The organism is Cellvibrio sp. KY-GH-1 (genome assembly GCF_008806975.1).
GTDB lineage: Bacteria > Pseudomonadota > Gammaproteobacteria > Pseudomonadales > Cellvibrionaceae > Cellvibrio.
The window spans coordinates 342,591-364,233 of the sequence record NZ_CP031728.1; the positions used below are offsets into that span (position 1 = coordinate 342,591).

The following is a 21,643-nucleotide window of genomic DNA, read 5'->3' on the forward strand; positions in this document are numbered from 1 at the left end:
GTTTGCACGCAATTGACGTAAAATTTTTAGCAAAGTAAGAGTGCCATGAGAAGACGCAACGAAAAAGATTTTGAGGTAATCGTGAAGCGCCGCAAAAAGGGTGGGCACGAAGAAAGCCACAGCGGCGCCTGGAAGGTTGCCTTCGCTGATTTCACCATGGCGATGATGGCATTGTTTATGGTGCTCTGGGTAATTACGCCACAGAATCCCAAGCAGACGGCAGCCGCCGAACAAATTACCAATCCGTTGGTGGATGGTGGTGCCGGTGTATTCGATGGCAATAGCAAAACGCCTTTGGAAATGCCTGCGGCTCCAACCCAACCGAATAAAGTGGAATCGCATGAACCAACAAAAGAAACCGGCAAGGTTGAACCAGTTAAATACAGTAGCCCCGCTGAATTAAAAGAGTTGGCGGATTTAATGCAAGCGATGGCATTGGAACTGGATGCGCAGGCCAATGTGGAAGTTCAAGTGGTGCCTCAGGGGCTGCGTATTTTAATTAAAGATGATCAACAACGTTTTATGTTTGAACGCGGCAGTGTGCAATTAAATCCGCATTTTGCGACGCTGTTAGAGCGCCTTGCGGGTGTGCTGGCAAAAGTTGGCAATAAATTAATTATCAGCGGCCATACCGACTCCGTGCCTTACAAAACCGTTAAGGGCTACAACAACTGGAACCTCTCCGGTGATCGCGCGCTGCGCGCGCGCAATGTGATGGTGGATTCCGGTTTGGCGCCTGGCTCAGTACTGCAAGTGGCTGCACAGGCGGATGTAATGCCGCTGCGGCCGGATGCACCGGAAGACGGCGCAAATCGCCGCATCGAAATTCTAATGTTAACCGCCAAGGCGGAAGGTTTGTATCGCGAAATTTTCGGTGAGCAGCAAGCGCGGGTGGATTATTCCAGCGAAAAAGCCGAGTTGGTTATTCCCACGATAGAGCCACCGCAAACCCTGTAGCGATTTGTTCTGGCGCGTGAAAGAAATGGTTCAATGCTTTGCCTCCTTTACAGGGGGCTTTTTTTTTTGCGTTTAGGGTAGGCAGGAAGCTAAATCCTGATCGCTAAGTTGCGCGAAACGGCTCTCGGGAATGTGTAATGTACGGGCACTGCCGTCCGCGCGCAGGCAGACCAGATCCACTTCGGATTCGTCTAATCCGACGACCAGGTGCAGTGGTGCTTTGACTTTGGCGCTGAGGTGCTGCTCGATGGTTTTTCCGTAAGGGATCAGGCTTGCCAGCTGGTCGGGATGGTGCGGGGCATAGGTAATTCTGAGCAATGTATTCGGTGTCACATTGGGTTGCTTGGGCGCTGTGAGTTGGTGGTAGGCAATTGCAGTGCCCAACACCAGCAGTGCTGAAATACCTGCAAGAAGCGGTACGCGCCGGTTTTTGGTGGCTGCTGGTTCGCTTACTGCCGGTTGCCGTGAAATTGTTGAAGTTTCAACCCTTGTGGGCACAGTTGCGCCAATGGTTGCTGCAAGAGCGGGCTCAATAACAGGAGTTGCCTCCAGAGATATATCGACAAAGCTGGGGTTGATCAAGTACCCGCGGCGCGGCAATGTTTGGATAATTTCCCGTTCGCTTTCATCGGCCAGAATCTGGCGCAGCGTATAAATCTGCTGGTTCAAACTGCCCTGACCAACAACGCGGCCAGACCAGGCATGGTTCATTAATTCGTCTCTATCTACCACTTCTCCGGGGTTGCGTACCAGGCGCTCCAACAAACGACTTCCGGAAAAACCCAAGTCTACTTTTTCTTCTGTGCCGTTTTTAAGCAGCGTGAGCTGGTAGAGCGATGGGTAAAAGCGGGCAACACAATCTGCTTTGCCGGTACGAATGGTCAGGCAGGTGAGATTTTCCATCGATTTGGCGGCGCGAGGTTCCGCTTGTGCATTTGCTGCATTATCGATTTGCATCATACCCATGGTTATCGCCGGTTAGAGGAAGTTAGTTTGTGTGCCAAATCGATGGCGCCAACAAATTGCTGTTGGCAATAATAGCTGCGTTTCTGCCGTAAGCCATCGAATTAGGGGGTTTCTACTCAAGCTGGCGTGTTAATTTTTGATAATAATGAGATAAGAGGGGCTTTTTATACATCAAAAAGTGCTTTATCGTTGATTGGTATTCCAAAAACAAAAACGCCCCAAGTTTATTGAGGCGTTTTCTAGTGTCTGTTGCCATCCCTGTGCCCTGCCAGACAAGCTCCGGAAGAATCCCCGAAAAGTGGGCTGGCAGGGCGGCTCTAGTCGGATTAACCGAGCAGTGACATCACCATGCCTGGCATTTGACCTGCTTGCTTCAACATGGAGATGCCGGATTGCATCAGCATGGAATTTTTGCTCATTTGTGCACTTTCCAGCGCGAAGTCAGCGTCCATGATGCGGCCTTTAGACATGTCAGTGTTGTCTTTCATGTTGGCCAGGTTGTTCGCGGTGTGGTTCAAACGGTTGATGGTTGCACCGAATTGTGAACGCAGGGTGCCTACCGCATCCAGCGCGTCTTTTACCAGGTCGATAGTTGCATTGGCAGCGCCAGTGATTTCGGTACCAGCGGTGGCGGCAGAACCTGCGGTGTATACGGTAGACATACCATCCAATGCGTCAGTCAGGGTTTGGATAGCATCAGTACCGGCAGCGGTCAGGTCCAGGGTCATGGTTTCAGCAGAGGTAGCACCGATTTGGAAATCTACGGCAGCGGCGAATTTACCGGTGCTGTTGTCTTTGCTGAACAGCGCTTCACCGGCAAAGCTGGTGTTGTCCATGATGTTAGCGAGTTCTTCACCCAGTTGATCGTATTCAGATTGCAATGAGTCCAGGTCGTCGGCGCTGTTAGTACCGTTCGCACCTTGAGTTGCCAGGTCTTTCATACGTTGCAGAATGTCGGTCATTTCGTTGAATGCGCCTTCTGCGGTTTGCAACAGGGAGATAGAGTCGCCAGTGTTGCGAATTGCCACTTCCATACCGCGAGATTGTGAGTTCAAACGCACCGCGATTTGCAAGCCTGCGGCGTCATCTGCTGCGGTATTTACGCGGAAGCCAGTGCCTAAACGTTGTTGGTTGGTAGACAGCGCGCTGTTGGTTTTGGTCAGGTTAGTTTGGGTAACCAGTGAAGAGTAGTTGGTATGGATTGACAGAGCCATGAGAGTATTCCTGCGTTATGTAAACAATGAATGTTCAGTTAAAACCGGGTTTGAAGCTGGCTTTGTTTGCCTGCTGAAACTTAAAGGCGACGGATTTGGCTCAGGACTTAAATGGGATTTAAAAAGTTTTCATCTAATGGCCAATGCAGGGGATGGGCGAGGGGCTTAACTGTGATCCGCACGGGTTTCAATTGACAATAAATCACGTCATATGTATACAAGTAAACAAGATGCTTCATCACAATAAAGAATTCAGAACGTCCACCCTGGTTTTTTCATCAATGATCAAGTTTTACCGCAATCTTGCCGTTGGATCTTTTGTGGTGGCGATCTTTACGGCCTTCCTGGTTTATGTCGGCTATAAAAAATCCCAGTTGGAGATGTCGTTATTTCCGGCGCGTGATCAGGGCGTTACCTGGAAAACAGCACTGGAACCGGAACAGCCCAAAGGTAAAACTCAATTACTGCTTAAAAATGAAGTCGGCAACATTGAATACGATTTTTTTCTGGACCCCGAACCGCGCTTTACCTATATCCATTATTCGATGGCCTTTATCGATGCCGTTCAATCCAGTTTGCAGTTGGATCTGACTCGCTATCACACAGTCACCTTCAGGGTAATGTGTGACCCTAAAAACGTACTGCTGTTTGTCTTGTTTAGTTTTGATGACAAGGCGACGGATTTAAAAAATTTAGTAACACGGCGCGTATCTTCAACGGCATTTTCCTGTACCCAAAGCTGGTCCAGAGTTGCGATAGAACTTGACGATCTCGAAACTCCCCAGTGGTGGTTGAGCAAGTACGGGTTTGAATACAGTGAAAAAGGTTATGCGTTGGATAAAACGATGGGGTTAGCTTGGGCTAACTCGTTGCAAAGCCCGAGTAACACACTCTCTAACGTAAAAATAACCGAAATCCAATTGCAAGGTTTTGAGCCGCGCTATATTTATGGCGCCAGTGCGTTGGCGGTATGTGTTTGGGTTTTGTTTTTGGTATGGCAACTGCGTCGCTACACCGCTGCACTGACATTGGATATACGCGCACGAGTAAAGGATGACCAACCGTTGATGGCTTACAAGAAGTTATTGATCGAGCCGCAAAAAGACAAGGAAAAGGACGCACTCCTGCGCTTTATGGCGAATGAATATACCAACCACGATTTAAGTCTGGAAACTGCCAGTTCAGCGCTTAATATTAATCGTAATAAAATGAATGACCTTTTAAAGGAAGAGCTGGGGCTGACCTTTGTTGCATATCTCAATAAGTTACGCCTGACGGAAGCGGCGCGCTTGTTAACCCAAAATTCCAGTGCAAACGTCTCTGAAATCGCCTATGCGGTGGGCTATAACAACGTGCCATATTTCAATAAATTGTTTAAGCAGGAGTATGGCTGCACCCCAAAAACCTTTAAAACGCTCTACCAAGAAAAATCTGTCGATGAATGAAACTAGCTGCAATAGAATTCGTATATAAAAATAAAATTGCCGAAGAATTGCAACGTCCCGCATTGGTAAAACTTCAATTATATTTTCCGCACTATTAATGTCATTTTTTGCACCCTGCTAGTGATTGTGCGGAAACTGTAAAATTTTCCGTTCCAATTTCTATATCTTCCGAGTCTCTCCACTCAGGTCCGCGAAAGCGGACAGGTTTTATTAATAAAAATAATTTTTATGTTGCTAAAACACTCACAGGTGTTTTCCAGCGGTAAGCCAACAACCTTGGCTGAAATAATTTCTGCCACTCCATAGTTTCCCATTCGGAGATATAGCTAATGTATTACCTAAAAACTTTTCCAGGGCCCATCGCCCAGGCGCTAAAACGAACTCGCGGTCTGATTACCGCTGGTACCCTTATGGCCATGGCGGCGCAAGGCGCATCAGCGGCCTGTACTTACACGGTGGAAAGCGAATGGAACAATGGTTTTGTGGCCAATATCACTATCAAAAATGATAGCGGTGCCCAAGTTAACAACTGGAGTGTGAATTGGAGTTACCCCACCAATCGCATTACCAGCTCCTGGAACGTGAATCTGTCCGGTGCAAATCCTTACACGGCCACCAATGTTTCCTGGAACGGCGGCATAGCCCCGGGTCAATCGGTGACCTTCGGATTCCAAGGCACCAAAGGCGCCAGTGCGGCTGAGCGTCCCACCATCAACGGCAGTCTCTGCGGTGCTGCACCTGTGTCTTCGGTCAGATCTTCAACTCCGCCGAGCTCTGCGCCGGTTTCAAGCGTTAGCAGTTCAGTAGCTCCTAGTTCAATTGCACCTAGCTCTGCGCCACGTAGCTCGGTAGCGCCAAGCTCTGTCACACCCAGTTCAGCTCCGGTAAGTTCAAGCAGCCGTTCGTCAGTGGCGCCAACTACCCGTAAGTTCGTCGGCAACATCACCACCTCGGGTGCTGTGCGTTCCGACTTTATTAACTACTGGAACCAAATCACGCCGGAAAACGAAGGCAAGTGGGGTTCAGTGGAAGCAACGCGCGATGTATATAACTGGGCTCCAGTTGACCGTGTTTACGCCTATGCGCGCCAGCACAATATTCCGGTGAAAGCGCATACCTTTGTGTGGGGCAGCCAATTCCCGAGTTGGATTACCAACCTGAGTGCTGCGGAACAAGCGGCGGAAATAGAAGAGTGGATTCGCGATTACTGCACCCGCTACCCGGACACAGCGTTAATCGATGTGGTTAACGAAGCGACCCCGGGGCACGCGCCGGCTACTTTCGCCCAAAATGCCTTCGGCAATGACTGGATTATCAAATCCTTCCAGTTGGCGAGAAAATACTGCCCCAATGCGACCTTGATCCTTAATGACTACAACGTGTTGAGCTGGAATACCAATGAGTTTATTGCCATGGCGACTCCGGCGATTAATGCCGGCGTAGTGGATGCCTTGGGCATGCAGGCCCATGGTTTGGCCGATCGCCCATTGTCAGAAACCACCAGCAAGTTGAATCAAATTGCGGCTCTGGGGTTACCGATTTATATCTCTGAATATGACATCGAAAAAACCAACGATCAGGAGCAGCTGCAAGTGATGCAGCAACAGTTCCCGCTCTTCTATAACCATCCTTCGGTAAAAGGTATTACCCTGTGGGGTTATGTGGTGGGTAAAACCTGGCGCGATGGCACTGGCTTGATTCAGGACAATGGCACGCCTCGCCCGGCGATGACCTGGTTGATGAATTATTTGGCCAGCCAAATGCCAACCAGTAGTTCCGTACGTAGCTCTGCGCCGAGTTCAGTACCTGCATCATCCCGATCCAGTTCTTCTGCAGTGCTGGCCAGTTCATCATCAGTGGTGATTGTACCGTCCAGCTCAAGCAGCTTGGCGTCAAGCTCAGTACGCTCATCCAGTTCCAGTTCGATTATCTCCAACCAGTCACAACTGGTGGTGGCGATTAATGCGGGCGGCGCACAAGTGGCTTACAACGGTGTTCAGTATCAGGCGGATCGTTTCAGCACGGGCGGCACTGCTAACAGCACTACCGATAACATCAGCAACGTGGCAGAGCCAGCGCTGTTCCAAACCGAGCGTTACGGTACTTTCGGTTATGAGGTTCCTGTGACCAATGCCACTTATTCTGTGGAGCTGCATTTTGCGGAGATCTACCACACTACCGTGGGCAAACGTTCATTTAACTTGTCAGTAGAAGGCAAGCAGGAATTGTCGCAAGTGGATTTGTATTCACTGATCGGCGCTGACGCGGCTTACAGCTACACAGTGAACAACGTGCAAGTCACCGACGGCAAATTGAATATTGATTTGGCGACTTTGGTGGATAACGGCACTATCGCGGGCTTCGCTATCTACTCGTCCAACGGCGGTAAATTGGTGGAGACTCCACCGGTAACTCCGGGCACTGCCAGCAAAGAAAATGAAGGCGCGGATTGTGTGCTGGGCACTGCACCAGCGGCGGCCAGCAATGCCAAACTTCCTGATCCGTTCAAGAAATACAACGGCACCCGCATCAGCAGCAAATCCGATTGGCGCTGCCAGCGTCAGGAAACCCTGAAGCAAATCGAAGCCTCAATTTACGGCACCAAACCGGGCAAGCCTGATTCAGTCACAGGTACTGTGAGCAACACGCAAATTACTGTGAATGTGTCCCATCAGGGTAAAACCGCCAGCTTCTCTGCCAAGGTGGAAATGCCAACTAACGTAAGCGGCCCAGTGCCTGCGGTAGTTGTGCTGGGCGGCTTTGGTGCTGACACAGCTACCATCAAAGCGGAAGGTGTGGCAGTAATCACATACGATCCTTATGCGGTTGGCGCAGAGTCTGGCAGCCGTACCAATAAAACCGGTGCCTTCTATACCATTTACGGCAACAGAAGCACGACTGGCTTGTTGGCCGCTTGGGGTTGGGGTGTAAGCCGTATCATCGACGTGTTGGAGCAATCTGGCACTGTGCTGAAAGCAGATGCCATCGGGGTCACAGGTTGTTCACGTTTCGGGAAGGGTGCCTTTGCGATTGGCGCGCTGGATCAACGTATCGCCTTAACCATGCCGATTGAATCCGGCAGCGGTGGCGTACCTATCTGGCGCGGCATCCCCGGTGAAGGTGCGCAAAGCCCAAGCAGTGCCTATGGTGAAACCTATTGGTTAGGTGATGCGTTCAGCAACTACACCGCTGACACCAAACGACTGCCGGTAGACACGCACCAAATCATTGGCCTGGTTGCACCGCGCGGTCTGTACATTATGGACAACCCGCACATCGCCAACCTGGGGCCAAAATCGGCGCACGCTGCGGCCTTAGCGGGTGCAGAAATTTACAAAGCGTTGGGTGCAACCAGTTCCATTACGTATTTATCCAATATCGCTGATGGCAACCACTGCGCAATTCGCCCTGAATTCAAAGCGCCACTACAAGCCAACATCCGCCGCTTCCTCAAAAAGGAATCAGCAACCACCGGCGGCCTGAACGCGCGTTCCAATGCAACTGCAAATTTCAGCGATTGGGTGGATTGGACTACGCCGACATTGAATTAAAAACTGCTGCCACGGAAGGTGAGTTAAAACCCCCAAAAAGTCCGGCGGCTGCCGGACTTTTTTATTTCTAGCTATCAACTTGCTAATTACAAACTCTTGCAATAAACGGTGACTAAACCGCCTTGGCTGGAGCAGGACGCATTGTTTTGATCGAGAGTGCGATTGCCAATGCCGCCGCAAGGTTGACAGGTGGTATTCATATAGTTTGCCAGGTTTGGATTGTTCATTTGTGATGCGCAAGCCTGCACAACTTTTTGGCCACAGGCGGCTGGAGAGGCGTTGATTTTGCTGATCACTGGTTGCTCGCAAGAGCCTGACCAGCTATAACCGGAAGCGGGTTGTACCTGGCATGAGCGTGGATAACCGTATTCATAAGTTACATACTTTGCGGCTACTTGCGTATTGCTTGCATCAAAGCATCCGTAAACAACATTCTGCCAGGGATAGCCATTGTCATTGCTCACATACTGCCAGGTGCAAGATACGGGGGTTGTTGTTTGTGCCTGGCTTGCTACCGAAAAAAATACGCTCGCTGCCATTAATAATCCGGTTACTACCTTAACTAATTTCATAAAAATTTCCTGATGTTTTTTAACGATATTCCCGTAGAACAATCCCTGGTGATCAGATGAAAATATCTGATTTTGTTCATCGGTGAAGTTGATTTCCGCGTATCCCCACGGATATTTGCCCGCATAATGTATTGGTGATATGACGAGCAAATGCTGTTCGGTAGCGCCGCTAAAGATGGCGGCAACACCTGAAACTGTCGAGGGGCATGGGTAGCTGGAGTGGGGTCAGGAATCGCGTGTTTTTATATTTTCGGAGACTCTACCAAGATTTTTAAAAATAATGTTTCAAATCACAATCGGTGTAAAAAGATTTGCAATTGATCACACTTTTTGTCGCATAAAAATTTGTCGGGTAAATCAGCTAAAAATAAATGGCTTGTTTGGTTTCACTGATCCGCCTGAAAAAAAAGGCCCAACCAGTGGGCCTTATTTTAAACGGATTGTGTTTAATTAATTATCCAGAGCGCACTATGCCACTGAGGTAAAATGGTTCCAGATTGGATAACACCATTTTCAATGTGCAGGTATTGGTCCGGTTTCCAGCGGTTTTGAATGCGGAAGGTTTGGCCGTCGATGGTTTCAGGGTTGGTGCCATCGCGATATTCAACCAGTTTCCAGTGGGCGCTGGTCCAATAGGGTTGGATGGTGCTGGAACGAATAACCCCGGTTTCAATATTTAAGTACTCATTCGGTTTCCACAGGTTGCGAATGCGCACATAGCCGTCCCCGGTAACCTGAAATTGCCAGATCGCGCTTAGCCAATAGGTTTGGATTGCACTGGAACTTATTGCACCATATTCGATATTTAAATGTTCAGCGCGTTTCCAATAATTTTGTATGCGTTGATTTTGGCTTTGCACGCTCCAGGTTTGTTGTACAGTGCTATTGCACACCCACATTTGTACCTTGGCACCGTTGTTGTTTAGATCGGGGGAGTGTACATCGAGGCACTGGCCATTAGCGCTTTTTAACTGACCATTTTGGTTGATGCTCCAGCGCTGATTGATCGCGCCATTACAAGCCCATTGCTGAACTTTTCCCCCGTTGATTTTGGCGTTGTAGTCAGGAGTGTGCACATCCAGACACAGTCCATTTTGGTTTACGAGGTAACCATCGGCAGTCAAAATCCATTGTTGGTTGGTGCCATTCAAACAGTCCCATGTTTGAATGCGGCCGCCGTTGACTTTATTGATAGCGTCGGCGCTATGAATATCCAGACATTTACCCGAGCTGATTAAAATATTTTGGGATTTTCCATAAATATTTTCCACTGTGTCTATATCGCGACTACTTAACGCAGTGCGTTGGCCAATGGTAGCGGTGGAAGGATTTATCGGCTCTATGGTTGGCAAAATACCATCGATAGAAAACGCCGTGCGACCATAGTGCATGATGGAGCCGTAATCATAAGGGCCATGATCATCGCCATCGGTAATTTGCTGATTAAAATTATGCTCCTTGCCTGCTTGTATGTTAGCGGTATTTATTTTTACCCAGGAATTGCGATCTTCGCGACTCTGCTCATGCCACAAGGCAACGGCGTGGCCAATTTCATGGATAACAGAACCCAAAACACAACCGGATTCCAACGTAATCGCTTGCATGCCTCCGACTCGGCCAACCCAGGAAGAGCAACCTGTGCCGGATTGAAAGCGCACATAGTCGGGGTATTGCGCTGCATTCGCAGCAGTTCTTAACACCAAATTGATGCTGGTATTGGTTTCCCAATGACGTATTGCATCATTAATGCGTGTGACCATAGTTGCGCTAAAACCAGTACCTATTTCGTAAGGAACAATTCGATTTGGCCAGCGCACGTTAGTCCCTGTCACAACCACCGAATCCACAGCGCCATCGTTCTGCGCAGCAGCAGCTTGTAATTTAGCGACAGTTCCCAGCACTATGTCACCTTCAAAAATAGCAAGGCCATTGATGTTTTCATAGGTGATGGTTTTTCCATTAAAAATGGCGGTTCCAGTGGGGCCGACATAATTTTTTTTCACCGTTTCTGTGGCGTATGTTCCCAGCGGCAAGAGCGCACATAAACTGGCAGAAAGTATTAAGCGTTTAATTAACATATAGCATCTCCTTTGTATTTAAATGTTTACCCGCAATCGGGCAAACAGAGTAAAGCTTAAATACTGAAGAATGCTTGCCTGGAATATTCTGGTGCAGTGAGATTTTATGTTTGAATTTTCGACAAAAATGTCGCCAGACATTTAGTGTTGTCATCAGGAAAACGTCTAAAATGATTGATGTGAAACATAGTGAATTTTTTTGTAAATTATTCCGGCAATCGTTCCTTTTATATTTTTTTTCTAATGTGAGTCGCGTCTCAAAAAAACGCCCTTGGATAAACATGGCAGGCGCAGGATTGTTTATGCAATCCTGCCCTTCACTAATAGCCTCAAAGGCACTACAGACTAATTGCTGTGAAAAAATCCGATCTTATTTCATTTTTCTGTTTTTCGTTTGGTGCGCTCCGCTTGTTGCGCCTTCGCTAATTCGATTTCAAACGGATTATTTTTATCATCCCTTTCATTAACTGCCAGCGCTGGATCAATTTCTTCAACTATACGAAAACCTTCACCCAGGGCCGAGCGGTTGGTTTGCCCGCCGTGGCCGCGCATGGTTACTTGTGATTCATTGTGTGGACCGTAGGTATTTCCCCGGCGCACGCGCATGTTGCATTCATCTGCAAGCCAGGCGCTGCCATCGGTGGGAGCACCGTTATAGTTGTTGTGATCACAATCTTGCACCCATTCGCTTACGTTACCAGTCACATCATAAAGTCCGAAGCTATTCGGCTTGTACATGCCGACAATGCTGGTGTACTCCGCATAGTCATCGCAAGTTTTTTCTTTCTGTTGATAGTTTTTATCGCGGGCAAATGCACGCATTCCGCTCTTATCAAAGGTGTTGGCGTATTCACACAGCTTCTTGTCATCTTCACCGAAAAAATAGCGAGTAGTGGTGCCGGCACGGGCCGCATATTCCCATTCTGCTTCGGTGGGTAAACGGAATTTTCGCCCGGTTTGTTGTGACAACCAGGCGAGGTAGGCATTGGCATCATCCCAGCTCACGCACATTACCGGATGAAAATCGCTTGGCGCATAGTCGGTGGTTAACCAATTACCTGGCGCTGGTTCAAAACCGTTATTAAAACGTCCGCCATTTTGGTTCACAAATTTCCAGCAAGTATTGCCGGTTATATACTGGGTTGCAGCAGCAAATTGTTTGAACTGCTTGATGGTGACTTCGTATTTTGAAATCCTAAAACTTTTCACGCTGACCTTATGAATCGGTTTTTCATTGTCTGCAAACTCGCTGCCCATTAAAAAATCACCGCCGGTTATGGTCACCATGGGTGGCGTAACTAATGGTGTTGTGCGCAGGGTTTTATAGGCGTCCAATAAATTTTGATGTTCCTTGCGCATTAGTGATCTGCGTTCCTGTGCGACTTTTTGTGCGCTGGTTAAGCCCGTCAAAAAATCTTTCTGTTGTTCGCTGGTCGGCGCAAGGTGATTACCTGCCTCATCCAATGCCAGGCGAAAGCCGCGATCAGAAAAGCGCGTGTCCTTAGTGCCGCTAACATCCTGTGCCAGTGGGCGATACGCAGTGCGTAAAGAACTGGCATCGGTCATCCAGGAGCCGCCACGCGCAAATTGCTGGCAGCTGTCGCTGTGCCGTGGTTTAGCGGTTGCAGACGCCTTCTGGTAGTCGGGGTGATAACAATCGGCAATCCATTGGCGTACGGTACCTTGCATGTCGTAGAGTCCGTAAGCATTGGGCTTATAAAGGCCGATGGTGTTTGCGAAGGTTTCTCCATCGTCGCAGGCCAGGGGTTGTTCCCTTGAGTGGAAATCACGACTGAACGCGAAGTAAATGGTCTGGTCGTAACCATTGCCGTAGTCGCAGAGCTTTTTTTCATCATCGCCAAAATGGAAGCGCATATTGCTGCCGGCGCGGGCGGCGTATTCCCACTCAGCTTCACTGGGTAAGCGATAGTGTTTGCCAGTCTGCTGGTTAAGCCAACTGATATAGTCCTGCACTTCGGTCCAGCTTACACAACTAATTGGGGCGTATTCACCCGCGATGCGCGCCACTCCCGCAGGTGACTGCGCATCCAGTTCATGTAGTTTTCCATCCTCCATTTTATACAGGCACTTGCCGGTTGCCTGATAATTGGTCGCCTCGGTAAACTGCAAAAACTCTTTTATGGTTACCGGATATTGCGCCAGGCGGAAGGGTTTTATTTTTACTTTGTGAATTGGCTGTTCGGCAGGGGTCTCGCTGCTCCCCATTAAAAACTCCCCGGCAGGAATGGGAACCATAAGCGGTTCTAACACCGGGGGGCTGGCTTTATCGGCGGCGTAAAGGGTTGCACAACAAAGTGCTAAGAGGCCGGTAACAAGGTGACGCATAGTTAAATCCTTTGCTGGGTTTGTGATGTTTTGCTACTGCCGGACTCTATGAAATGCGTTCTGCGAAGTCTTATTTTTTTTCTATTTTTTCTCGATGAGAAAACGTTGAGAAATTTGTACGGCTATGGGTGGGTGTTTTTTGGTCAAATCAATCGATCTATAACCACACAATAACGATTCGCTCCCCGTAACGAGGAAATAGCGGTACTGATGAAATATCTGTTTAATGATTTTATGTTCGACACTGAACAACTCACACTTTATAAAAAGAATGAGGTGATTGGCTGTCGATACAATGAAGCGAGGCTGCTTGCACTCTTTCTCAGTGAGCCGCAGCGTGTCTTTAGTAAAGACGATATTCTGGCGCAGGTCTGGAACGGCAAGGTCGTTTCCGAGCAGGCCGTATTCCAAAACATTAGCGTGCTGCGTGCGTTATTGGGCGATGAAGCCATAAAGACCTTTCCTAAAAAAGGTTATCAATGGCAGCTTGAGGTGAAACCTTTTATAGATGCTGCACCTGCGCAGCCGATTGCTTCTAATGAAGGGCCTTCAAAAGCCACCTTTGGAAATGGACGGCGTCTCTGGTTGTTGGCTATTCCGGCAGTAGCGATCGTGTGCGTGATTGCTGTTCTGCTTATGCGCCCACAGGAACAATTGGTGCGAACCCGCGTTGCCTTATTGCCACTCTTAATTGAACCTGCCAATCAGCACAGCCAATCCATTCATGCTGAACTGGTACAACCTGTGTGGGATTCGCTCAATCAAACCGACAGCATTTCAGCGGTTGCCGTAAAGGATGTTAAGGATTACCGGGATTTTTTTCATGCGCCTCAAAAATACCTGGGTCGGCTCCTGCAGCAAACGAATGGCAGTGTCGTAATGGCCGCAATAGTCGGAATGCATGATCAGCAGGTTTCCATTCGCTATCTATTAAAGAGTAAGCAGGGAGGTTGGTCTGCCAGCCACAGCGCTAACAATCTTCCCCTGTTATTGGAGGCGCTCGATAAACACCTGGCCTTGATTGTAAATTCGGGAGTTTTAGAGATAGATCCGGCGGATTCCAATCTAATCAATGCGCGTTTGAAGATTCTGTACCAACAGGAACCGGATGATCTAGTGGTGCTCGCCGCATTGGCAAATAGCGAGTCGCGCACTGGCAACCACAGCAATGCCATCTTATTAGCCGATGCACTGGGTGCTAAAGCCAAATTACACAATGACAAAACGTGTGAAGGTGAAGCTTATGTAATAGCGGCTAGTGCCTATATGGCGCAATCACTGTTTGCCGAAGCCGCAGCTGCTTTGCGCAAGGCATTAGAAATATTTACCGTACAGCAAGATTACCGCAACCTGGCGTTAGTGCAGCAAACCTATAGTTATTTGGCGTTCGAGCAGCATGACTACGACGGATTTAAACAAGCGTTGATTCTTGCCATGGGGTTTGCACAACAAGCAAATGACCCACTACTGGAGATGAGTATAAGCGCATACCTCTCTGTTGTAGCCAATAAATTCGGTAATAAAGACGATCGTCAAAAATATTTAGAGCGTGCGGAATCGATACTCGATCAAATCCTTCAAGCGCGCGAGCATTATGGGCTGATTTATTTTTACTCCGGTATGTATGCGGAAACTGATCCCGCGGCAGAAAAATACTATCGTAAAGTGCTAGCCATATTGCCCGTCGATCAAAAGTGGTGGGAGAGAGATCGCGCACGGGAGCATTTAACGCAGCTATTCATTAAACAGTCGCGCTGGGACGAAGCCCTGGGTTTATATACAAATGTTGGCAAGTTGGGCGCATCCGAAGAATTGATAGTGTCCAATATTCACGCCGCCCGTCAGGATTGGCCTCAAGCAGAAACGCATGCATTATTGGCTTTTAAATTGGCCAATTTAAGTGGGCAGAAATACATCGCACTGGATTCGGCGCTCGCCCTGTTGGGGGTTTATAAGGCAACTAACCAGCCCGAAAAAATGGCAATTTATAAACAGTTTCTTGCTAAAGAAGCCAGCAACTACTCTTATTGGCTACGAGTAAATCGCGAAGCGTTGGACAGGTTTTCGATCGCGATACCACGTTAACTCTATGGGAAAGGTTTGGTTCATGTCGATAATCAGGGTCATGTTAAAAAAGGGAATGCCAGCTTTTTGTTTGCTATTTATGGTGGCCGGTATCTATTTTTTTAACAGTAAGGAGGCGGCAACCGTAAAATCCTATTGGTTGTGGAAAGAAAGTGATTTGCGTTTTGTGTCTGCAGGGGATCAGTTATACCTGTATCAAGGGGATTATCTATTGGAGGGGAGCTCGCGGGATTTTGTAAAGCGAGGTGTTTCCCCGTCCGCCCGCTTTAAGCAACATTCCCTTATTCTGCTGGTGCGCCTGTATAGAATAGAAGATGTTGAACGATTGGTGTTTCATCTCAGGTATTTGCTGAGTGAATGGAAGTTAAAAGGCGTTGAAATTAAAGAGATTCAGCTGGATTATGATTGTGCTTCCGCGCACTTGGCAGATTATTCCAGCTTTTTAAAGCAGCTTGCTGCTACCCTTAATAATAATGGTCAAGGGGATGCGGTCATGCTGAGTGTCACAGGGCTGGTGACTTGGTTAACGGATAACCCTGCTGCGCTGGCTGATGTGTCCCGCAATGTAAGTTACATACATTTTCAGTTGTACAACAATTTTTTTCCGCTACCGAATATCGCTAATTACTTGCATCATATTGGTAATTACAAACACCCTTATAAACTTGGAATAACAATGGCTAAGCCTTTTCAAACATTGGAGTTTTCGCTAAATGAATATTATCAAGGAACCACAATTTTCCTTAACCGTTAATATCGGAACTGTAAGGAAAAATTGTTTAGCGGTAATGATTGGTACGCTGCTTGTGGGCTTTCCCGCATTAGCTTGCGGGCCTGAGTACGATGCACTGGAAACAGATATGCTTTCTACGCTTCCCTTTGATCCCGCCGCTCCAAAAGGTAAAGACAGTTTTTATATTTTTGAGCAGTTTATTGAATCGTCAATCAGCAAGTCTGATGAAGTTGATAATCGCACTATTCAAAAGCAAAAAGACGCCGATTTTCTCGCCGCTATCGGTAATGCGCTAAGCCAATCCGGAAGAAAGATAACGGTTGCCTTTGCAACTGAGTCATCCGCTACTATAAATCAGAATGGTGGTTGTAATTACGAGCGCTACAGCAGTATTTATGATTTGGTGATAAATAGCGCGGTTCCTATTAAGGATATATCTGTTGCAGATAATAAAGCGCCGGACGGACTGGGTTCGCCGACCTACCAACAATTTTTATCCTCTCATAGTAGTGTTTATTGGTCGCTACGGTTTTGCAAAAAGGAAGGGCTGACTCCAGCGGGTTTTGCTTATGAGCTTGATCGTTGGCATGAACTTAAGGCAAAACTGATAAAAATGAGTGAAAAGGAACCTTTGCGTTATGTTGCCCAGATCTATTTGGTGTGGGGTAGTTTTAACTATGGTGAATTGGATGATGCCAAAAAATACTTGGCAGATATCCCTGTGCAAAATCTCAATGTTCAGCAGCATAGTCTAACGAGTCAGCTGCTATCTGTTTTAGGTGGAACCCCGGGCGAAAATGCTGAAAGTGCTAAAGCTCAAGCTGATATTTACCTTCCCTTGATGGATAAGGATTATTACTGGGGGCGTTGTCAAAGTAATAATGTTGATTCAATTCAAGCGTTTGCTTCCCGGCTTGGCGCTTCGTCGCTTGATAAGGCTGAAGTGGTTCGGTTAATGAGCGCAAGGTTTGAGTTGTATGAGAGTTGTGCTTCTGCCGAGGCGCTAACTGCAAGTGCAGAAAAATTTTCGGAAAATAGCGGCTCCGAGTTTGATCTTTATTTGCAAGCCGCTGCAAATTTTTATCTCAATAAGAATAAAGAATCCGAATTACTATTTAACGAAATAGCCAAAGGGTCGAATAGCCAGTTGCGTGATCTGGCTGCCTATATGAGTGCCCGTATTAGTTTAATTGATGCTCAACCAGCGGAGGAGTACCTGGAGTTTTATGAGTCGCCCGAGCAGCAAGAAGAGGCTAAAGTTCGGGCTTCAGTAGCTATTGAGCGGCTGAACCAATTCACCCAGGATTACCCCGATAGCAAATATGTTGCTTCGGCTCAAGGGTTGATGCGTCGGGGCTATTGGCTGGTTGGTGATAACGTTAATTACAATGCTCTGTTGCGTGTATACAGCGATGGTGTTGTGTCGCCTGTTTTGAAAAAAGCGGTGTGGCAAAAAAGTGATACTGAATTATTAGAAAATACCCTGGTTGAATATTGGCGATTTGCTTCGTTTGACGCAACCATTGATTCCCTTGCCCCCATCCGCTTTCTATTGGCAAAGGAACTGTCGGATAGTAATACTCTAGCGTCAGCGTCCGCTCCTGTAAAACGCTTAACTCAATTTATAGCCTTGGTTGACGCATATAAGGAGCAGAAGTATGCGCGTGTTGTTGACGAACTCTCTACGAAAGTGGAATTGAATGAAGCCGAACACTTGCTGCTGTTGCGTGCGCTGGAAGCAAAAGGTGATTGGCAGGTGGCCATTGTGCGTTGGCGCGACACTATTAAATACCAATACCACTATAATCTGCATCGTCATGCGGACTACGAAATCGCGCGAATTGTGGCTGCCAAACAAGGTGTTGAGGGATTATTCCTGAATAATGTTATGGAAAACGGATTGATTAAACAAAATTACCTGGCATCGCTGTGCGATATTGAGCTGCAAAAAAAATCATTGGGTAATCCATTAATCAGTTTGGATAACAAGCACCTACTGTTTGCGGATATCGCCAAGCGTTATCTATATAACGGAGATTTTGAATCCTTGCAGGCGTTGATGTCATCGCACACCGATGAATTGATTCAGGAGTATGTGGCAATTCGAACGGCGGTAAAAAACATCGTTGCCAAACAAAAGCTGGGTGCGGCTTATATGAATGTAGGTTATTTCATGAAAGTTCATGTGGCGCCGCTGCATAATTTGCCCTTGGCATTGCAGCGGGAAGATCTTCCGGAATCTTGTGCACAAACATTAACTGCACAAGATAAAGAAACGCCTTTTAGCTATTTCAACAAGGCAATGTCCTTGTTTAAGTCTGGTAAGGACGAAAACGAAGCAAAAACACTCCATTTCCTCACTATGTGCGGCAAGGTTGGTATTGAGGGTTACAGCTGCACTTGGGGGTACGGTAAGGAGGGAATGACTAGTGAGGCCGCTTTTAAATTGTTGCATCGGAAATATGCTAACAGTAACTGGGCTGAGAAAACCCCGTATCACTATTAGTGAGAGAAGGATGATATGGTGATTTTTGTGGTAACTCGTAACGGCTATGAAGAAATGAAGTCGTTGATCATGAGTGCTCAATATCCTGTATGGATTGGCGCTGGTGTTTTGATTGATCGGGAAATTGATGCGATTCGAACGTTGGGTGTAGAGCTTACTAATTTTACTTATACCGTAGCGCCAGATGATAGGTATCAAGTCGAGTGCGCATTAGAAACCATTGATCAACATCATCCTGGTCAAAGAGTTTGGTGTGAGAGGATAGCTAGTGATGCGTAATAATTTACTCAGTAAACAGATCCTACATACGGACGTGTGTGAGTTGTTTGCTTGGGCATTTCTTAATTGATTTGAATGTGCATACAAATTAAACACGCGAAATTCTTGTAGTTTGAAAACAAAAAAGCCACGCAGTTGCGTGGCCTTTTTTTCAAGGGAGTCGGACTACATCCGCTCCATCACTTCGATACCTAATAAATCCAGCCCTTGCTCGATGGTTCTCGCTACCAAATGACACAGGCGCAAGCGGCTGTCGCGAATTTCTGGCGTTATACCATCTTTCAAAATCGGGCAGGCTTCATAGAATGTCATATAGAGGCTAGCGATTTCATATAGGTACGTGCAGAGTAAATGCGGTAGTGCTTCACGCGCGACTTGATCCAATACCTCGCTGAATTGCAGTAATTTAATCGCAAGTGTCTTTTCTTGCTCGGTGCCGATAATAATTTCATTTTTCAATGATTCAGGGGCAACACCTGCTTTGCGGAAAATACTTTGCACGCGCGTAAATGCATATTGCAAATAGGGTGCAGTATTACCTTCAAAGCTGAGCATGGATTCCCAGCTGAATACGTAATCATTAGTGCGGGTTTTACACAGGTCGGCGTATTTGACTGCACCTATGCCAACCTTGCGCGAAATCTCGGCAATATCGGTTGCAGACAATTCCGGATTTTTTTCGCTCACCACTGTGCCTGCGCGCTCAACGGCTTCCACTAATAACTCGGCGAGTTTTACGGTGCCTCCGGTGCGGGTTTTAAACGGTTTGCCATCGCTGCCCATCATGGTGCCGAAGGCGAGGTGTTCCAGGCTTACGCTGTTATCAACAAAACCGGCTTTACGCGAAATGGTAAATACTTGCTGCATATGCAGTGATTGACGCGCATCGATGAAATACATAATGCGATTGGCTTTCAACGTATTTACCCGGTAGCGGAGGGCCGCCAAATCGGTGGTGGCATACAAAAAGCCGCCGCCTTGTTTCTGGATAATAACTGGAGACGGGTTGCCCTCTTTATCGGCAAGCTCTTCCAGAAATACTACCTGCGCGCCCTTATCTTCTACTGCAAGTTTTTTATCTTGTAACTCTTTTACCAGCGGTGCGAGATCATCGTTGTAAAAACTTTCGCCGCGCACGTTTTCATCGCGCAGTGTTACATTGAGTTTTTCGTAGATCTCGGTGGAGTGATGTAGCGATACTTCCTTAAATTGTTGCCACAGCTTCAACATTTTTTCATCGCCACCTTGCAGGCGCACAACGTAATCACGCGCTTTGTTGGCGAAGGCTTCATCATCATCAAAATGTTTTTTGGCTTGCTGATAAAAGACTTCGAGGTCTTTCAGTTGCATCCCGGCATCGCCATGGGTACCTAGTTGCTCTTCGAGTTCGGCAATCAACATACCGAACTGGGTGCCCCAGTCGCCAACGTGGTTTTGACGAATAACATTATGGCCGAGGAATTCCAGCAGGCGTGCCAGGGAGTCGCCAATGATGGTGGAGCGCAAATGACCCACGTGCATTTCTTTGGCAAGGTTGGGGCCGGAGTAGTCGATTACCACGGTTTGCGCTTGATCAGTCGTACTGACTTGCAGGCGCACGTCGGTTTGGGCGTTGGCAATTTGCTCACCTAACCATTCAGGTTTGAGGTCGATATTAATAAAGCCGGGGCCCGCGATTTCCAATTTTTCGGCGATGCCGTCCAGATCCAGCGCTGCCACGATTCGGGTGGCGAGTTCGCGGGGGTTAGTACCCATAATTTTCGCGGCACCCATGGCACAGTTGGCCTGGTAATTGCCAAAACCGGCTTTTTTGCCCGGAGCAATCAAAGCGGGTAGGTCGGCAGGTACGCCGCACGCGGCCATGGCGGCAAGCACTTTCTGGTTTAGTAATTCGCGGATATTCATAAATTCGGGGTCGCCGTTTGCTGAAAAAGTGGCCAAGGGGCCGGTCAAATAGGGGCAATCAAATAAGGGTGGGAATTGTACCTGCGCGGGGTGGGGGATGCCATGGGTTATGGCTATACTCAAACCACGGTTTTTAGCCTTCGTCCCCAAGTTCAACTTTCAACCATCAACGTGCATAAGGATAAGAAGATGATCGATAGCCCGATTCCACAGGTAGTGACACAGTTGCAGGAGCGCATTCTCACGCTCAGCCTCAATCGCCCCGAACGTAAAAACGCCTTGTCCCTGGCCATGTACTCTGCATTGGCAGACTTAATTCTCGCGGCGGATGTCGAAGCGAACGTTAGGGTGATTGTGCTCACCGGCACGGAGGAGTTTTTCACCAGCGGCAATGACTTGATGGATTTTATGAATGAGCCGGAAATCCACGATAAGCACCCGGTAGTGCGCTTTATTAACGCCCTGCGCCATTGTGCAAAACCGGTGGTGGCCGTTGTACGTGGCCACGCGGTGGGAATTGGCACAACTATGTTACTGCATTGCGATCTGGTGTATGTCGCGGAGGATGCGCGCTTGCAATTACCTTTTGTAAACCTCGGGTTGTGCCCTGAATACGCGAGTAGCTTTTTGGTTCCCCGTGTCGTGGGCCAACAAAAAGCAGCAGAGTTATTTTTATTGGGTGAGCCATTTTCGGGAGCTGAAGCGGCGACTATGGGTTTGGCAACCAAAGCGGTTGTTGCAAGTGAACTAAACAATTACGCGCATGGAAAAATCCAGCGCCTTGCACATCAACCACCGGCAGCGGTTCGCCGCTCCAAAGCATTGCTGCGCGCGGCGACTAAAAGTGCTGTCGAGCAATCCTTGCAGGCCGAATATGCGGGCTTTGCCGAAGGCTTGGCATCAGAAGAGTGCAAAGAATCGGTAACAGCGTTTTTTGAAAAACGCGCGCCGGATTTTTCCAGGTTTTAATAGAGCGGTTCGGTTTTTAAAGATAGGGCGCAATAAA

The 21,643-nt window shown here is 47.8% G+C and carries 14 protein-coding genes and 3 pseudogenes; 11 read left to right on the forward strand and 6 right to left on the reverse strand.

The genetic code is table 11. The annotated features are described in order from the left end of the window. Positions 1 to 45: 45 nt before the first annotated feature. Positions 46 to 957: an OmpA family protein gene (locus D0C16_RS01335; protein ID WP_151030659.1), complete on the forward strand. Its 912-nt coding sequence runs from the start codon at positions 46 to 48 to the stop codon at positions 955 to 957. Between the two features lie 72 nt (positions 958 to 1,029). Here D0C16_RS01335 and D0C16_RS01340 read toward each other — a convergent pair whose 3' ends face one another. Beyond that, positions 1,030 to 1,923 carry a winged helix-turn-helix domain-containing protein gene (locus D0C16_RS01340; RefSeq protein ID WP_225318866.1) on the reverse strand — a complete coding sequence of 298 codons (894 nt, stop codon included), beginning with the start codon at positions 1,921 to 1,923 and terminating at the stop codon, positions 1,030 to 1,032. A gap of 326 nt (positions 1,924 to 2,249) precedes the next feature. Next, positions 2,250 to 3,137 (reverse strand): lateral flagellin LafA, encoded by an 888-nt coding sequence (lafA, locus tag D0C16_RS01345; protein WP_151030660.1) that lies wholly within the window; start codon positions 3,135 to 3,137, stop codon positions 2,250 to 2,252. On the opposite strand from lafA, the gene D0C16_RS23945 reads away from it, so the two are divergent. The 5 genes and pseudogenes from D0C16_RS23945 to D0C16_RS24730 all read left to right on the forward strand — a co-directional run. After that, positions 3,136 to 3,306 (forward strand): hypothetical protein, encoded by a 171-nt coding sequence (locus D0C16_RS23945; protein ID WP_191968626.1) that lies wholly within the window; start codon positions 3,136 to 3,138, stop codon positions 3,304 to 3,306. The two genes, lafA and D0C16_RS23945, sit on opposite strands and share 2 nt — an antisense overlap. 112 nt (positions 3,307 to 3,418) lie before the next feature. Beyond that, complete coding sequence (locus D0C16_RS01350) at positions 3,419 to 4,582, forward strand: AraC family transcriptional regulator (RefSeq protein ID WP_151030661.1); 1,164 nt, start codon at positions 3,419 to 3,421, stop codon at positions 4,580 to 4,582. A gap of 416 nt (positions 4,583 to 4,998) precedes the next feature. Then, positions 4,999 to 5,250 (forward strand): annotated as a pseudogene (locus tag D0C16_RS24720) (cellulose binding domain-containing protein); the annotation flags it as partial. A 168-nt stretch (positions 5,251 to 5,418) separates the two neighbouring features. Further along, positions 5,419 to 6,333 (forward strand): annotated as a pseudogene (locus tag D0C16_RS24725) (endo-1,4-beta-xylanase); the annotation flags it as partial. Positions 6,334 to 6,591: 258 nt separating this feature from the next. Next, a pseudogene (locus D0C16_RS24730) lies at positions 6,592 to 8,133 on the forward strand (malectin domain-containing carbohydrate-binding protein); the annotation flags it as partial. An 86-nt stretch (positions 8,134 to 8,219) separates the two neighbouring features. Here D0C16_RS24730 and D0C16_RS01365 read toward each other — a convergent pair. The 3 genes from D0C16_RS01365 to D0C16_RS01375 all read right to left on the reverse strand — a co-directional run bounded on the left by D0C16_RS01365 (position 8,220) and on the right by D0C16_RS01375 (position 13,129). Continuing rightward, positions 8,220 to 8,705: a hypothetical protein gene (locus D0C16_RS01365; RefSeq protein WP_151030662.1), complete on the reverse strand. Its 486-nt coding sequence runs from the start codon at positions 8,703 to 8,705 to the stop codon at positions 8,220 to 8,222. 446 nt (positions 8,706 to 9,151) lie between these two features. Then, positions 9,152 to 10,783, reverse strand: a complete 1,632-nt coding sequence (locus D0C16_RS01370; RefSeq protein ID WP_151030663.1) for a M12 family metallopeptidase — start codon at positions 10,781 to 10,783, stop codon at positions 9,152 to 9,154. 375 nt (positions 10,784 to 11,158) lie between these two features. Then, on the reverse strand, positions 11,159 to 13,129 hold the full coding sequence (locus D0C16_RS01375; RefSeq protein WP_151030664.1) for a formylglycine-generating enzyme family protein: 1,971 nt from the start codon (positions 13,127 to 13,129) through the stop codon (positions 11,159 to 11,161). A 210-nt stretch (positions 13,130 to 13,339) separates the two neighbouring features. Between D0C16_RS01375 and D0C16_RS01380 the strand changes: the two genes are divergently transcribed. The 4 genes from D0C16_RS01380 to D0C16_RS01395 are packed head-to-tail and all read left to right on the forward strand — an operon-like array spanning position 13,340 to position 18,732. Continuing rightward, positions 13,340 to 15,214, forward strand: a complete 1,875-nt coding sequence (locus tag D0C16_RS01380; protein WP_151030665.1) for a winged helix-turn-helix domain-containing protein — start codon at positions 13,340 to 13,342, stop codon at positions 15,212 to 15,214. A gap of 22 nt (positions 15,215 to 15,236) precedes the next feature. Next, on the forward strand, positions 15,237 to 15,968 hold the full coding sequence (locus D0C16_RS01385) for a DUF3142 domain-containing protein (protein WP_191968627.1): 732 nt from the start codon (positions 15,237 to 15,239) through the stop codon (positions 15,966 to 15,968). Next, positions 15,928 to 18,453, forward strand: a complete 2,526-nt coding sequence (locus tag D0C16_RS01390; protein ID WP_151030667.1) for a hypothetical protein — start codon at positions 15,928 to 15,930, stop codon at positions 18,451 to 18,453. The genes D0C16_RS01385 and D0C16_RS01390 overlap by 41 nt, the downstream gene beginning before the upstream one ends. Before the next feature lie 15 nt (positions 18,454 to 18,468). Continuing rightward, positions 18,469 to 18,732: a hypothetical protein gene (locus D0C16_RS01395; protein ID WP_151030668.1), complete on the forward strand. Its 264-nt coding sequence runs from the start codon at positions 18,469 to 18,471 to the stop codon at positions 18,730 to 18,732. Positions 18,733 to 18,897: 165 nt separating this feature from the next. Here the strand turns inward: D0C16_RS01395 and argS are convergent, their stop codons facing one another. After that, positions 18,898 to 20,637 carry an arginine--tRNA ligase gene (gene argS, locus D0C16_RS01400; RefSeq protein ID WP_151030669.1) on the reverse strand — a complete coding sequence of 580 codons (1,740 nt, stop codon included), beginning with the start codon at positions 20,635 to 20,637 and terminating at the stop codon, positions 18,898 to 18,900. A 189-nt stretch (positions 20,638 to 20,826) separates the two neighbouring features. Between argS and D0C16_RS01405 the strand changes: the two genes are divergently transcribed. Further along, complete coding sequence (locus tag D0C16_RS01405; RefSeq protein WP_151030670.1) at positions 20,827 to 21,606, forward strand: enoyl-CoA hydratase; 780 nt, start codon at positions 20,827 to 20,829, stop codon at positions 21,604 to 21,606. Positions 21,607 to 21,643: the final 37 nt, after the last annotated feature.